Below are 14,837 nucleotides of genomic sequence, written 5' to 3'. Positions count from 1 at the left end.
CCGACGAGACGACCGGCGGGGGTGCCGGGGAGTGGTACCGGAGCGGAGCCGGTCAGGCCGGTCAGACCTTCGGCCAGGTGATGCGCTGCCCCTCGGGCGTGACGACGATCTCGAAGCGGCCCAGGTCCGGGGAGCCGTCCGCCCGCCAGCGCAGCAGGTGGTCCTCCACCTCGTCCCACAGCCGCCCGGGGCCGCCCTGACGGACGGTCCACTGCTCCCCGTCCTGGGTGAGGGCCGCCCAGGCACCGGCCTCCACGTCGACGAGGACGTGCTGGGTCGTGCCGGCCGGTGTCAGGCTGAGGCGCTGTGTCCGCGGGGCCGCCAGCTGGGCCACGAAGCGGGCGTCCCAGTCGTCCAGGACATCGGCACCGAGCCGGGCCGGCCGCTCCTCCCCGGACTCCAGGTCGGGGAGCATGCCGAGCGGCGGCGGCAGCTGCGGCCGAGCGAGCATGAACGAGACCTGCCCGCCGAGGAACCTGCCGCGGGCCACCCCCTCGTCGCCGACGGTCAGCCGGGCCAGCTCCGAGGCATGCATCCAGCCGCACACGGTGGCCAGGATGGTGCCGCCCGGCCTGGTCTGCCCGACCCACGTGTGCGGCAGCTCCCGTACCCCGCAGGTCGCCACCAGCCGGTCGTACGGGGCGCCGTCCCTGTGCCCGGCCAGGCCGTCACCGACGACCAGCTCCGGGAAGTAGCCGCACGCGGCCAGGCCGTCACCGGCACGGCGGGACACCTCGGCATCCACTTCCACCGACGTCACCAGGCCGTCTCCGAGCCGGTGGCACAGCAGCCCGGTGGAGTAGCCCGTGCCGGTGCCGATCTCCAGCACCCGGTCGCCGTCCTCCACCCGGAGGTCCTCCAGCATCCGGACGACCAGGCTCGGCAGCGTGCTGGACGAGGTGGGCTCGCGCAGGATCTCACCGTGGATGTCACCGGGCACGACGGTGCCCGCGATCTGGGTGACCAGCGACTCGTCCGCGTAGCAGCGCTCCAGCCAGCCGTCGGTGTCGGCCGGCACCGACCGCCAGGCATCCCCGGAGCGGTCGAAGAACCCGCCGCGCAGGACCTCGTGCCGGGGCACGGCTTCGACGGCCTGCCGCCACTGCTCGGTACGCAGGGAACCACCCGCGGCAAGACGGTCGGCCAGCGCCCGTCGCAGGGCGGCGGACTTCATGACGGTCATCAGCGGATCGTCCTCTCCAGCAGGTCGGCCATGGACGCGAGCATCGGCAGGCCGGTCTCGGTCTCCAGCCAGTACCACTGGCCGGCTGGGTTGCACTCCAGGAACCACCATCTGCCCTGGCGGTCGACGGCGAAGTCGAAAGCGCCGAAGACGAGATGGAAGTGGGACAGGTATGCGTGCACGGCCTCGGTGATACCGCGCGGGGGTGTGGTGACGCTGTAGCGCAGGCAGCTGTAGTCGGTGCGCCAGTCCAGCAGGTCCGAGTCGATACGGACGGCGAAGACCTCGTCGCCGATGACGGTGACCCGCACGTCCGCGGCCTTGTCGACCCGCTGCTGGAACAGGTGCGCCGTCCCGGCCACGCTGTCGTCGATGCCGTCGGCGGCAACCTCGGCGATCTTCACCACGTTGGAGACGCCGTCGACCAGGTACACCGGATTGTGCAGGGGCTTGTAGATGACCGGGCCGTGCCGCTTGATGAAGGCCCTGGCGGCGTCGGGACTGGATGTGATGAGTGTGGGCGGGACCAGGAGGCCGGCCGCCGTCGCGGCCGCCAGGCCAGAGGGCTTGAACTCCGCGTCCCCGACCCGGTGTGGATGATTCACGTACAGGCAGCCGGGCAGCGAGGCGAGTACGCCCCCGAGCCCGTACCGGGCCTGGGTGACGGCGAATTGGGCGTCCTGCGCGCCCAGATGGGGGAAGGCGAAGCCCGACGGGCGCCGGTAGTACAGCGCCCGCACGTTCGCCAGGTCGGCCGTGCGGGACGGAGTGCGAAGGCGCCCCTGCAAGCCGCTCGATGCGACCTCTGCCTCCATCGACAGTGATGCGGGGAAGTCCCCGGAGTCGAGCCGCACGACCGGGATGCCCCGGTCGTGCAGCTCGCTGATCACTACGTCGGCGGTGGGGTCGTACAGGCTGGTGACGACCAGCACCGGACGCGGCTCATTCATTGGTCGCTGTCGCTCCCCGTGTCGCTGTCCTGCGTGGAGCCGTTGCCGTCCGGGCTGGTCCCCGTGGACGGACTGGTGCCGGTGCTGGTGTTGTGCCTCCCCATCTCCATGGCCTGGCCGGTCTCGTCGTAGAACCGGGCGGTCTGGGAGGTCGGGTCGAGCTCGGCGCGCGCGTAGCCAGGCGCCATCGTCGGGTAGGGAGCCATACGGCTGACACCCCACGGGGCGACGGTGGGCACGCCGGACGGAAGCGGCGACGAGACCGGGAAGCGATCAGAGTGCACGAACACGGTTCTTCCTCTCTCCTGCACTGGGAATGAACCCGCCCTCAGGGCCGGGTTTGCCAGGGTTAGGGGTCCTGGCGGGGATCTTCGGAACCCACCCCGCCGGAGGCTTGCGTACTTTCCGACGGGACGGGCGAGACCCTCCCGTCGCGGCTTGAGGACCACGACGGGAGAGGCGTTCGAGGGATGCGACCCTGACCCTGCGGTCGCCGTGGGGCCCCGTCACACCAGGGGCGGGGAAGGGCCGCGGTCAGCGGCTGAAGCGCGCCCTCTTGGCGCATCCGGCGTGGATGAGGGCGGACCGGCCGCCACCGGCGGTGGGCGAGATCTGGTCGTACGGCACGGTGTCGTCGCCGTTCTCGACCGATCGGTCGCAGGCCACGCACATGCGGACCGCGGTCAGCGCGTCGTAGTGGTCGCACAGCGCGCGCACCGAGCGGGCCAGCCGCTTCACGCGGGCCACTTCCCCGCTGAGGCCGGCGGCCTCCGGCTCGGTCAGACGCCGGCGTGCCTCACCGACGCCGACGAGCGCCACCTGCGCGGGCACGTCGTCGTCACCGCATCGCGCGGCGAGCTGCTCGATGCACGGCATGAGCTCCTGGAGGTTGCGGGTGAGGTCCCGTGCGAACAGGGCCACCAGGCCGTGCCGGGGCAGGGGGACCTGGTCCAGGAACCAGGCGGCGTTGCTGCGCATCGAGCCGATGCCGGTGATGCGGCAGTCGGGGGTCTGCGGCTGGGTGGCGGTCACGAGGTCACCGCCTGGCGGTGGCGGGGGCACCTGCACGGCGGCCAGGCGCAGTCGGTCGGCGGCGGCGTCTCGCCGGTGCCCGCGAATACGACGGTGCCGCGGTCCTCGAGGACCCGGCCGTGCCGGTCCACTCGCAGGACCTGGATGGTCATCCTGACGCCCGGTTTCGTAGAGCTGTACGGTTCATGGTGTCGGCGCTCCTTGCAGCGTTGGCACCCCGGCGAGGTCTCACCACCTCGTCGGGGACGGACGCTTATGAACGTAGGGGCGCCAGCACCCAACCGCCGACCGTAATCCGGTCGCTACGCTCAGGCAGCAAGGATGCCGATGCGCGAGGCCAGTTCAGCGGCACGACGCCGACGAGCCGCCTGGGTCGACTCGACCTCTTCGAGCAGGATCGCCCGGGCGTAGCCGTTGTAGCGGATCGTGTCCGGCGCGGCCTCGGCAGCCTTCTCCAGCGACGCGACGGCGGTCTCTGGCTGGTTGTCCAGTTGATAGCCGCGGGCCTCTTCGATGCGGTGGCGAGCGCGGCGCGGCCGGGACTTGATGACGTTCTGGTCCGCGCGCGCGGCTTGCCGCACGGACTCGCCGCCCTGGTGGAGCTCCACCGCCACGGTGACGGCGTGCGCGCCCATGATGGCCCTGCTGAAGCTGGTGGCGGGATGGTAGTAGTCGGCAGGCAGGCGCTTGGCCATGTCGTTGGCCTTGTCCCAGTGCCTCCACGCCGTGCCGGTCTCCCGGCGGCGGGCCGCGGTGTATCCGAGCTCGAACTCGAGAGCGCCCGCGATGGCGAGGACATCGTCGGAGGCGTCCGCAAGCAGCGGCTTCAAGTAGGACACCGCCTCCCGGTTCACCGCGTCGGCTGCTTCGAAGTGGCGTGGCCCGCTGTCCCTGTGAGCTTGCGCGAGCAGCCACGAGGCGACACCGATGGCGTGCGGGTCCCCGCTCTCCTGGGCGGCAACCATGCCGCGTTCCGCCACCCGCCACAGCAGGGAGCTGTCCGGCTGGTAGGCGACGAAGAACTGGCTCAGGCTGTAGACCTCCGCGAGGACGGCCTGGGCGCGGCGGCGCTCCATGGCGGTGTCGGCGTGGCGCACAAGGGCCTGCGCGTCCCGGATCAGGTCCGGCAGCAGCCGACCGATCGCTTCGCGGTGATTCTTGGACGCGTGCCGCTCCCGCCAGGCTGCGTGCAGCCGTGCCTCGAGGTGCGCGACAGGAGGCGGCTCCGCGCTGCTGGTGAGCGGGAAGCTGTCGACTGCGGCTCTTACGGCAGCCAAGCGGGGGTGCCCTGGGCCGATGAACAGATCGACGTGGGTCTCCGGCCGGCCGGTCAGATCCGCAAGGTCGCGCACCCTCAGCGCTTCGGCGATGCGCATCACCATGTCAAGGCTGGGGGTCTTCTGCTGGCCGTTCTCGATCTTCCGCAGGGTGTGCGGTGACACGCCTACCAGGTCAGCCAGCTGAGTCTGCGTCATGCCGCGGCGCTCACGCAGAATCTGTACTCGCTGACCGAATCGCAGGGAGTCGGCGTATGGATCGGGGGTAGCATCTCGAGGCATCACGGCCTTGTCCCTCCTCGCAGCTTCGTCACTGCAAGACTAGGGGCAAGGCCGTTTCCTGTGGGCCTTCCAGACTGAATGCCGGACCACTGCGGGGCAGGTCTCCGACGCGCCTGCACACGAGCCTGCATCGAGCCCGGACCGATGCGCGGTTGGGGGTGTCCCAGGCCTCTTGGGAGGGTCTCGGAGGACACCGCCCCCGGAAGCGCCGGTCCCTTGTGAAGGGCACTGATGGGACGATGGACGGTCACGATGCGCCCTCCTGGCCGACCGAACCGGCCCCACCCGCTCCTCAGTTCCCAGCCACCCCCAGCTCCTCCCCCGCCCCCACTACCGCGAGGTCCCCCTCCCGGTCCGTGCTCAGCACCTCCGCGCCGCCCGCGCGCAGGGCGGCCACCGTGCTCGGGGCCGGGTGGCCGTAGGGGTTGTCCTCGCCCGCGCTGATGAGGGCGAGCCTCGGGGCCGCGCGGCGCAGCAGGCCCACGTCCTGATGAGCCGAGCCGTGGTGGGCGACCTTCAGGACGTCGACGCCGGTCAGGGAGGCGGCTGCCGGTGATCGTGCCAGGGCGCGCTGGGCCGGGGGTTCGAGGTCGCCGAGCAGGAGGAGCCGCAGACCTCCGGTGCGGACGAGCAGGGCGACGCTGGCGTCGTTCGGTCCCTCGGGCGCGGGTGCCGGGGGCGGTGGCCGGAACGGCTGCCCGGGTGGTGGGGCCGCGGGGGCGTCCGGAGGGGGCCACACCACCTCCCAGGAGAGTCCGCCGGTGCGTCGCCGTTCCCCGGTGGCGGCCCGGGTGACCGGGATGCGGGCCGCGGCAGCGGCCCGGCGGACGAAGGCGGCCTGTTCGGCGGGTTCCTCCAGCCCGGTGGTCTGGACGGCTCCCACCGAGCGCCCGCGCAGCACTCCGGGCAGGCCCGCCACGTGGTCGGCGTGGAAGTGGGTGAGGACGACCAGGGGGATCCTGGTGATGTCCAGGGAGCGCAGGCAGCGGTCCACGGCGGCCGGGTCGGGGCCGGTGTCCACGACCACCGCGGTGTCCTCGCCCGCCGCCAGGACCAGCGCGTCCCCCTGGCCGACGTCGCACATGACCATGCGCCAGCCGGGCGGCGGCCAGCCGGTGATCACCCGGGTGAGCGGAGGTGGCCGCACCACCACCAGGACCAGCAGCAGCGCGCAGAACGCGCACCACCAGGGGTGCCCCAGCAGGCGTCGGCCGACGAACAGCACGGCCAGGGTGGCGAGGCCCAGCAGGGCCGCCCCGGCCCAACTGCCCGGCCAGTCCACGCCCGCGCCGGGCAGTGCGGCCCCGGTGCGGGCGACGCCCGCGATCCACTCGGCGGGCCAACCGGCGCACCAGGCCGCCGCCTCGGCGGCCGGCATGGCCACCGGGGCGGCGGCCAGGGCCAGGAAGCCCAGCACGGTGGCGGGAGCGAGCGCGGCCTCGGCGAGGAGGTTGCACGGCACCGCGACCAGGCTCACCCGGGCCGACAGCACGGCCACCACCGGGGCGCACACCGCCTGCGCGGCGCCGGCGGCGGCCAGCGCCTCCGCGAGCCGGGGCGGGACACCGCGCCGCCGCAGTCCCGCGCTCCAGCGGGGCGCCAGGGTGAGCAGCGCGCCGGTGGCCAGGACGGAGAGCAGGAAGCCGTAACTGCGCGACAGCCACGGGTCGTGGAGCACGAGCAGCAGGACCGCCGCGGCCAGGGCCGGGATCAGGGATCTGCGGCGGCCGGTGGCGAGCGCGAGGAGGGCGACCGAGCCGCAGGCGGCGGCCCGCAGCACGCTCGGGTCGGGGCGGCACACGATCACGAAGGCGAGCGAGAGCGCGGCGCCGAGCACCGCCGTCCCCCGCAGGGTGAGGCCGAGCCGGGGAGCGAGACCGCGCCGCTCGGCCTGCTGTGCCAGGCCGGGAGGGCCCAGGAACAGGGCGAGGAGGATCGTGAAGTTGGCTCCGGACACCGCCAGTGTGTGAGTGAGGTCGGTCTCCCGGAACGCCTCGTCCAGGTCCGGCGGGACGCGTGCGGTGTCCCCCACGACCAGCCCGGGCAGCAGGGCGCGGGCGTCGGCGGGCAGGTCGTCGGTGGCCTCGCGCAGCCCGGCGCGCAGTCCCCCCGCCAGCCGTTGCGCTCCCGAGGGTTCCCCCACGACCTCCGGCCCGCCCGCGCCCCTGGCCCTCAACACGGCGGCGAACCGGTCGCCGGACGCCGTCGGCGCGAGGCGTGCCTCGACGCGTAACCGGGTGGTGGGCAGGAGCGCGAGCCAGGGGGAGGCCTCCGGTTCCCGGTGGGTCCGGGTGTGGGAGCCGTCGCGCCGGGTGGAGCGGTCGTCGACGATCACCAGGACCGGGGTGCGGACCTCGACGGGGGCTTCACCCGCCCGCCGCACCGTCCGCACGTCGGCCTCGATCAGGAGGGAGGGCGGGGCGAAGCCGCCACTGCCGGAGCCCGGGCGGGCGCGCCGGGGGTCGGCGGTGACCTCCACCTCCGCCGTCACCCGCGCGTACTCCCGCGCCAGGTCCGGGACCGGGCCGCGCCGCAGGTCGGCGCCGTGCAGCCCGGCCGCCACGGCGGCGGTGGCGATGCCGAGCAGCGCGGCGGCGGCGGTGATCCGGGCCCCGGCGGAGAGGGGACCGTACCGGGGTGCCGGGCCGGGGCGTGCCCGGCTGGTCGCGCCGTCTCCGCCGGGCGGGCGGCGGTGCAGCAGCAGGAGGGCGCCCGCACCCGTGCCGGCGAGCAGTGCCACCGTCGCCACCCAGCCGGGCGCGGCGTGCAGGGTGAGCGCGGCCGTGGCCCAGACGGCGAGGGCGGGCACGACGAGACGGAGGTCGGCCGGGGCCTCCTGCCGCGGGCGGGACGCGCCGAGCCGGTTACCGGCGGCGGCGTGGACGGGGTGCCTCATGGCCGCACCAGGTTCCGCAGGTCCGCGAAGCGGCGGTCACCGATGCCGTTGACCTCGCGGAGTTCGTCGACCGAGCGGAAGCCGCCGTGGCGGGTGCGGTAGTCGATGATGTGTTGCGCGAGGACGGGGCCGACTCCGGGCAGGGTGTCGAGCTGGTCCGCGGTGGCCGTGTTGAGCGACACCGGCGTGACGGGTCCCGCGCCGCCGGAGCCACCGGGACCGCCCGCGCCGGCCGGGACACCGCCCGTTCCGCCCGCTCCCGGCGGGGGCCTCGGGCCTCCGACCACCACCTGCTCCCCGTCCACCAGGAACCGGGCCCGGTTGAGTCCGTCCGTCTTCGTGCCGGGCCGTACCCCTCCCGCCGCGCGCAGCGCGTCCTCGACCCTGGCTCCGGCGGGCAGCCGGTGCACGCCCGGGTCGCGGACCTTGCCGGAGACGTCGACCACGATCTCGGGGGCCGAGGGGCCGGCCGGCGGCGGGGTTCCGGAGACGGCACCGGGTCCGGCCTCGGCGCCCGCTGCCCCGTTCTCACCCGTCGGCGGGTGCGAGGCCGCGGCGCGCAGCACGTCCGGTGTCCGCACCGGCTGGGTCCGTCCGGACCAGAAATGGTGAGCGGCGAAGGCCAGGGCGATCACGAAGATCACCGTCAGCGCGATCACGTTGCGCCGCTCCAGGCCGCAGCGCGTCCGGACCCACAACGGCAGCCGCTCACGCAGGGCGAGTCCGAACCGTTCGCCGCGCCGGGGGGCCTCGGCGTCCTCATCGACAGTCTCCTCGTCGGCTGCCGGCAGGGGATCCGGGTGCCTCACCACCGGGCCGGGGCCCAGGTCCCGGTCCGGCATCCGGCTTGCGTCCGCACCGGCCGCGTCCACGCCTGCGCGCGCTGTCGGGCGGGTGCCGGGGCCCGCGTTCGCGCCCCTGTCCCTGCTGTCCCTGCGCGGACCGGCATCCGTCGCCGCTGCCACCGCCCAGCGCGGGACGCGCCGCGTCGGCCTCGCTTCGGTGACGTCGGCGCCCGCAGCTGCCGCACCCGCAGCCGCAGCCGCGCCCGCGTCCGCAGCCGACGGTCCGTCGGTCGACGTGCCCGCCGTCGACGCTTTGGGAGCTGCGCCGCCCTTCGCGAGCCGACGGTCACCGATCCCGCCGCCCACGGCGCCACCCCCCACAGCCCCGCCCGCAACGCCCGCGCCCGCCGCCTCCCGCGCCTCCCCGGCGCCCCAGGCTTCCCGCTCTCCCCCCGCGTCCCGCTCACCGAACAGCGTCTCCGCGCGCCGGCGGAGCAGGACCGCCGATGCCACGCGGTCCGGAGGCCGGTAGGAGTGCCGTCCCCGGCCTCCCTGCCGTGCACCCCGCCATGCGCCCTGCCATGCGCCCTGCCGTGGACTCCGCCGGCCGGGTCCGGCGGGACCGCCGTGCCGGACCCGGCCGTCGGACGTCGCGCCCCGGCCGGGACCGCTGCTCGCCGCCGCTGTGCGTGAACGTGATCGAAGTGCCATGCGAGGAGCATCGGACATCCGGGCGATTCGCGATGATCTTGCTCGAAACCCGTGGATCACCGAGGAGTTGTGGAAAACTCCGTCACCCGAACGGGCAACGGCGGCAGAGGCGGGACCGGCAACGGCAGCAGCAACGGGGGTAAGGACAGCCCACGGTGTCCCGGAGATCCGGGCCCTCCGCCCCTGGTCGCGTCCGGTCCGAATCCCAGCCCCGGCCCCGGTTCACCTCGCCGAGACGACGACTCCCAGCAGCCCCGGCCCCGTGTGGGCGCCGATCACCGCGCCCACCTCGCTGACGTGCAGGTCGGCCAGGCCGGGCAGCCGGGCGCGCAGGCGGTCCGCGAGGGCGTCCGCGCGTTCCTGGGCGGCGAGATGGTGGACGGCGACGTCCACCTCGGCCCCGCCCGCCCGTTCGGCGGCGATCTCCTCCAGGCGGGCGATGGCCTTGGAGGCGGTGCGCACCTTCTCCAGGGGCTCGATCCGGCCGTCCGCCAGCTGCAGCAGCGGCTTCACGGCGAGGGCCGAACCGAGCAGGGCCTGGGCGGCACCGATCCGTCCGCCGCGGCGCAGGTAGTCGAGGGTGTCGACGTAGAAGTAGGCGGAGGTGTTGGCCGCGCGCTTCTCGGCGGCCGTCACCGCCTCGTCCACCGTGCCGCCCGCCTCGGCGGTCTCGGCGGCGGCCAGGGCGCAGAAGCCGAGGGCCATCGCGATCATGCCGGTGTCCACCACCCGTACCGGTACCGGTGCCGTACGGGCCGCGACGACGGCCGCGTCATGGGTGCCGGACAGCTCGGCGGACAGGTGGAGGGAGACGATGCCGTCGGCGCCGTTCTCCGCGACCCTGCGGTAGGTCTCGGCGAACACCTCCGGGCCGGGGCGGGAGGTGGTGACCGGGCGGCGCTTCTGCAACGCCTGGGCGAGGGAGCGGGTCGAGATCTCCGTGCCCTCCTCCAGGGCGCGGTCGCCGAGGACCACGGTCAGGGGGACCGCCGTGATGCGATGCCGCTCCATCGTCCGGGCCGGAAGGTAGGCCGTTGAATCGGTGACGATCGCGACATGGCGGGACATGAGCTGGAGGTTACCTGCCGGGGTGGGCTCGTGGCAGCCCGGCCCCGTGCGTCGGGCACCGCCGTGTCCGGATCACGCCCCGCTCCCCCGGAACGCGCCGCTCCCGGTGCTCGGGATCCTCCCGCCCCGGCACCACGGCGGGTTCACCGGGGCGACCTCACCTGCGACCGCTGCCCGTTCACCCAAGCGTCCTCGCCCCCGACCGCTGCCTGTTCACCGGACCGTCCTGACCTGCGACCGCACACCTTGCTCCCCGGACCGTCCTGACCTCCGACCGCACCCTGCTCCCCGGACCGTCCTCACCTGTGACCGCTCCCTGCTCACGGGGCCGACCTCACCCTCCGACCGCCGCCCTCCGACCGCCGCCCGTTCCCGGGACCGTCCCGGACACGGGCGTTCCCCGCCGCGCGGCAAGCACAGCACCGTCACGTGGTGCTCTCCGGGCGGGCCTGCTTCTGCCACGGGTAGGTGGGCCTGGGCGTGGGCGGGGTGATGGCGGGGCGCGCGGGATCGGATACGGAGTCCCGCGTCGGGGTCCGCCCCGAGGAGTCCTGCGCCGTGGGGCGGGCGGACGTGGGACGGGTGGACGGAGTGCCGGCGGCCGGGGCGCCGCCGTGATGCGGCTCGGCGGGCGCGGCGCCCTCGTCGGCAGTGGTCCAGTGCCGCAGCGCGCCGGCCTCCATGTCGATCTGGGCGCTCAGCGATTCCAGGTCGTCGTCCGCGAAGCGGCGGGCGCGGTCGCGGGCCGCCCAGCGCAGGGAGTCGGCGGAGTGGGTGATGCGTCGGGTGCGCTCGCGCAGGTCGGGCAGGCGGGCGGCGAGCGTGGCGCGGTCGGGATCGGACTCCAGGCGGCGGAGTTCGTCGTCCAGTTCGCGGCCGTGTGCGCTGAGCCGCTCGAAGAGGCCGAGGGACTCCTTGACGGACGCGTCCTCGGTGGCGGCCGACTCCAGCGCCTCCTGGGTGGCCCGCATGGAGGTGCGCAGCTTCAGGCGGAGCTGGGCGATCTCACCGGCGGGGCCGGGGCGGCCGAGGGCCTTGGCCTTGAGGGTGTGGTCCTCGACCGTGCGGCGGGCCTGCGTGATGTGGCGGTCGGCGGTGCGCTTGGCCGCGCCCACCACCTTCACGGTGGCGTAGGCACCGAGTACCACGAAGAGCACGAAAAGCAGGGCGAACACTGCGATCACTGCTTCCACGGGGCTCCTCCTCCGGCCCTTCGGCCTGTTCCGGCACGCTCCGCGCCGCTCTTCAACGGTAAACGCAACGGGCAGGCGCGGAGTTCCGTCCGAACCCCGAACCTGCCCGTAGGGGACTACCCCGAAAACCACGCCACGCACGCGGTCGACACACCACGTCGCGCACACCGTGACCCACCACGTCGCGCACACCGTGACCCACCACGTCACACACACCGTCGACCCACCGCGTCACACACACCGTCGACCCACCGCGTCACACACGCGGTCGACACCTCACGTGACGCCCACGGCCGACCCCGGACGGGAGCCCCCGCCCGGGAGGGCTCCCGCGACGGTCACGCCGGGACGATGTTCACCAGCTTCGGCGCCCGCACGATCACCTTGCGGATGCCGGCGCCGTTCAGCGCGGCCACGACCTTCTCGTCGGCCAGCGCGACCTTCTCCAGCTCGTCCTCGGAGATGCCCGGGGACACCTCCAGCCGCGCCTTGACCTTGCCCTTGACCTGGACGACGCAGGTCACGGTCTCGTCCACGACGTAGGCCGGGTCGGCGACCGGGAAGTCCTGGTGGACGACGGAGTCGGTGTGGCCCAGCTTGCGCCACAGTTCCTCGGCGACGTGCGGGGCCAGCGGCGCGGCCAGCAGCACCAGGGCCTCGGCGACGGACCGCGCGATGGGGCCGTTCGCCTTGGTCAGGTGGTTGTTCAGCTCGGTGACCTTGGCGATGGCGGTGTTGAAGCGCAGGCCCTCCAGGTCCTGGCGGACGCCGTCGACGGCCTTGTGCAGGGCACGCAGGGTGTCCTCGTCGGGCTCGCTGTCCACCACGGTCGGCTCGCCGGTGGCCTCGTCGACGACGTTGCGCCACAGCCGCTGCAGCAGGCGGAACTGGCCGACGACCGCGCGGGTGTCCCAAGGGCGGGACACGTCCAGCGGGCCCATCGCCATCTCGTACAGGCGCAGGGTGTCGGCACCGTACTCGGCGCAGATCTCGTCCGGAGTGACCGCGTTCTTCAGGGACTTGCCCATCTTGCCCAGCAGCCGGGAGACCTTCTCGCCCTGGTACCAGTAGGCGCCGTCGCGCTCCTCCACCTCGGCGGCGGGCACCGCGATGCCGCGGCTGTCGCGGTAGACGTAGGCCTGGATCATGCCCTGGTTGAACAGCTTGTGGAACGGCTCGGCCGAGGAGATGTGGCCCAGGTCGTACAGCACCTTGGACCAGAAGCGGGCATACAGCAGGTGCAGCACGGCGTGTTCGGCGCCGCCGACGTACAGGTCGACGCCGCCGTGCGGCATGCCCTCGCGGGGGCCCATCCAGTACTGCTCGATCTCCGGGTCGACCAGCCGCTCGGAGTTGTGCGGGTCCAGGTAGCGCAGCTCGTACCAGCAGGAACCGGCCCAGTTGGGCATGGTGTTGGTCTCGCGGCGGAAGCGGCGCGGGCCGCGGCCGTCGCCCAGGTCCAGGGTGACGTTGACCCAGTCCTCGTTGCGCGACAGCGGGGTCTCGGGCTGGGTGTCGGCGTCGTCCGGGTCGAAGGTGCGCGGCGAGTAGTCCTCGACCTCGGGCAGCTCCAGCGGCAGCATGGACTCGGGCAGGGCGTGGGCGACGCCGTCCTCGTCGTAGACGATGGGGAAGGGCTCGCCCCAGTAGCGCTGGCGGCTGAACAGCCAGTCGCGCAGGCGGAAGTTGACGGTGCCCTCGCCGTGGCCCTCGCGCTCCAGCCACTCGGTGATGCGGGCCTTGGCCTCGGTGACGCCCAGGCCGTCCAGGGTGACGCCGTCGCCGGTGGAGTTGACGACCTTCGCGTCGTAGGAGGCGAAGGCGTCGTCCCAGGCCGCCGGGTCGGTGCCGCGGCCGTCGGTGGGCTCCACCACGCAGACGATGGGCAGGTCGAAGGCGCGCGCGAAGGCGAAGTCGCGGGAGTCGTGGGCGGGGACGGCCATGATCGCGCCGGTGCCGTAGCCCATCAGGACGTAGTCGGCGATGAAGACGGGCACCTGTTCGCCGTTGACCGGGTTGACGGCGTAGGCGCCGGTGAAGACGCCGGTCTTGTCCTTGGCCTCGGCCTGCCGCTCCACGTCGGACTTGGAGGCGGCCTGCGCGCGGTAGGCGGCGACGGCCTCGGCGGGGGTGGCGTGGCCGCCGGTCCACGCCTCGCGGGTGCCCTCGGGCCAGGTGGTTGGGGTGAACTTCTCCACCAGCGGGTGCTCGGGCGCCAGCACCATGTAGGTGGCGCCGAACAGGGTGTCGGGGCGGGTGGTGAAGACGGTGATGTTCTCGCCGTCGATGGGGAAGTCGACGCGGGCGCCCTCGGAGCGGCCGATCCAGTTGCGCTGCTGCAGCTTGATGGCCTCGGGCCAGTCCAGGGCGTCCAGGTCGTCCAGCAGGCGGTCGGCGTAGGCGGTGATCCGCATGTTCCACTGGCGCAGCTTCGCCTTGAAGACGGGGAAGTTGCCGCGCTCGGAGCGGCCCTCGGCGGTGACCTCCTCGTTGGCCAGGACGGTGCCCAGGCCGGGGCACCAGTTGACCGGCGCGTCGGAGGCGTAGGCCAGCCGGTACTCGCCCAGGACCTCGGCGCGCTCGGCCTCGCTCAGCTCGTTCCAGGCGCGGTCGGTGCCGGGGACGGGGCGCAAACCGGAGGCGAACTGCTCGACCAGTTCGGCGATCGGGCGGGCCCGGCGGGCGTCCTCGTCGTACCAGGAGTTGAAGATCTGCAGGAAGATCCACTGGGTCCACTTGTAGTAGTCCGGGTCGATCGTGGCGAACGACCGGCGCTTGTCGTGGCCCAGGCCCAGCCGGCGCAGCTGGGCGGTCATGTTCTCGATGTTGGCCTCGGTGGACACGCGCGGGTGCGTGCCGGTCTGCACGGCGTACTGCTCGGCGGGCAGGCCGAAGGCGTCGAAGCCCAGGGTGTGCAGGACGTTGTGTCCGGTCATGCGCTGGAAGCGGGCGTAGACGTCGGTGGCGATGTAGCCCAGGGGGTGGCCGACGTGCAGTCCCGCGCCGGAGGGGTACGGGAACATGTCCATGATGAACTTCTTGGGCCGGGCGGCCAGCTCCGGGTCACCCGCCAGGTCGCCCTTGGGGTTGGGGGCGGCGTAGGTGCCCTCGGCGTCCCAGAAGTCCTGCCAGCGTGCCTCGATCTCGGCGGCCAGGGCGGCCGTGTAGCGGTACGGCGCGGCCTCCGCGGCCGCGGGGTTCGTCTCGCTCATGATCCTCAAAGCTCCATCGATCGTCTCTGCCTGCGCCTGCGGCTGCCGGAAATGAAAAAACCCCTCGCACAGGAGGGGACGCCGCGCCGATTCCGACCGTCCATCACCGGCGGTCGGGACTGATCAGCGCGGCTCGCTAAGCAGGAGGCGTACGGCACGCATGGCGCAAGGGTACCGCAGGCCCGCGGGCGGTCGCGACGCCGTTCCGGACGCCGGGAGGGCCGCGGAAATCCCGCCTCCCGGGACGG

Annotated in this window: 10 protein-coding genes; all 10 read right to left on the bottom strand. The window is 73.5% G+C overall.

The window, feature by feature from the left end; translation table 11 throughout:
* Positions 1-61: 61 nt before the first annotated feature.
* Complete coding sequence (tgmC, locus tag AC02VZ_RS00790; RefSeq protein WP_432057738.1) at positions 62-1,174, bottom strand: ATP-grasp peptide maturase system methyltransferase; 1,113 nt, start codon at positions 1,172-1,174, stop codon at positions 62-64.
* Positions 1,175-1,182: 8 nt separating this feature from the next.
* Positions 1,183-2,133: an ATP-grasp ribosomal peptide maturase gene (gene tgmB, locus AC02VZ_RS00785; protein WP_432057713.1), complete on the bottom strand. Its 951-nt coding sequence runs from the start codon at positions 2,131-2,133 to the stop codon at positions 1,183-1,185.
* Positions 2,130-2,372 carry a putative ATP-grasp-modified RiPP gene (gene tgmA / locus AC02VZ_RS00780; protein ID WP_437033316.1) on the bottom strand — a complete coding sequence of 81 codons (243 nt, stop codon included), beginning with the start codon at positions 2,370-2,372 and terminating at the stop codon, positions 2,130-2,132. Before tgmA ends, tgmB begins: the two co-directional genes overlap by 4 nt.
* A gap of 295 nt (positions 2,373-2,667) precedes the next feature.
* Positions 2,668-3,165, bottom strand: coding sequence for a DUF6415 family natural product biosynthesis protein (locus tag AC02VZ_RS00775; RefSeq protein ID WP_432057715.1), 498 nt, complete (start codon positions 3,163-3,165; stop codon positions 2,668-2,670).
* Positions 3,166-3,473: 308 nt separating this feature from the next.
* Positions 3,474-4,724, bottom strand: coding sequence for a helix-turn-helix domain-containing protein (locus AC02VZ_RS00770; RefSeq protein ID WP_432057739.1), 1,251 nt, complete (start codon positions 4,722-4,724; stop codon positions 3,474-3,476).
* Between the two features lie 292 nt (positions 4,725-5,016).
* A complete protein-coding gene (locus AC02VZ_RS00765) occupies positions 5,017-7,620 on the bottom strand; it encodes a ComEC/Rec2 family competence protein (protein ID WP_476474236.1) in 2,604 nt (867 codons plus the stop codon).
* A complete protein-coding gene (locus AC02VZ_RS00760; RefSeq protein WP_476474235.1) occupies positions 7,617-8,462 on the bottom strand; it encodes a ComEA family DNA-binding protein in 846 nt (281 codons plus the stop codon). Before AC02VZ_RS00760 ends, AC02VZ_RS00765 begins: the two co-directional genes overlap by 4 nt.
* An 876-nt stretch (positions 8,463-9,338) precedes the next feature.
* Positions 9,339-10,184: a DegV family protein gene (locus AC02VZ_RS00755; RefSeq protein ID WP_476474234.1), complete on the bottom strand. Its 846-nt coding sequence runs from the start codon at positions 10,182-10,184 to the stop codon at positions 9,339-9,341.
* A gap of 425 nt (positions 10,185-10,609) precedes the next feature.
* On the bottom strand, positions 10,610-11,377 hold the full coding sequence (locus AC02VZ_RS00750) for a hypothetical protein (RefSeq protein ID WP_432057718.1): 768 nt from the start codon (positions 11,375-11,377) through the stop codon (positions 10,610-10,612).
* 338 nt (positions 11,378-11,715) lie between these two features.
* Positions 11,716-14,589, bottom strand: coding sequence for a leucine--tRNA ligase (gene leuS / locus AC02VZ_RS00745; RefSeq protein ID WP_476474233.1), 2,874 nt, complete (start codon positions 14,587-14,589; stop codon positions 11,716-11,718).
* Between the last annotated feature and the right edge of the window lie 248 nt (positions 14,590-14,837).

Source organism: Streptomyces sp. 3-6 (genome assembly GCF_056323165.1).
This window is presented reverse-complemented; position numbering and strand designations above follow the sequence as displayed.

Excerpts from the sequence above, each read along its gene's own strand:
- tgmC (WP_432057738.1), bottom strand. The coding sequence starts at position 1,174 with ATGAAGTCCGCCGCCCTGCGACGGGCGCTGGCCGACCGTCTTGCCGCG.
- tgmB (WP_432057713.1), bottom strand. The coding sequence starts at position 2,133 with ATGAATGAGCCGCGTCCGGTGCTGGTCGTCACCAGCCTGTACGACCCC.
- AC02VZ_RS00770 (WP_432057739.1), bottom strand. The coding sequence starts at position 4,724 with ATGCCTCGAGATGCTACCCCCGATCCATACGCCGACTCCCTGCGATTC.
- AC02VZ_RS00765 (WP_476474236.1), bottom strand. The coding sequence starts at position 7,620 with ATGAGGCACCCCGTCCACGCCGCCGCCGGTAACCGGCTCGGCGCGTCC.
- AC02VZ_RS00760 (WP_476474235.1), bottom strand. The coding sequence starts at position 8,462 with ATGCCGGACCGGGACCTGGGCCCCGGCCCGGTGGTGAGGCACCCGGAT.
- AC02VZ_RS00755 (WP_476474234.1), bottom strand. The coding sequence starts at position 10,184 with ATGTCCCGCCATGTCGCGATCGTCACCGATTCAACGGCCTACCTTCCG.
- leuS (WP_476474233.1), bottom strand. The coding sequence starts at position 14,589 with ATGAGCGAGACGAACCCCGCGGCCGCGGAGGCCGCGCCGTACCGCTAC.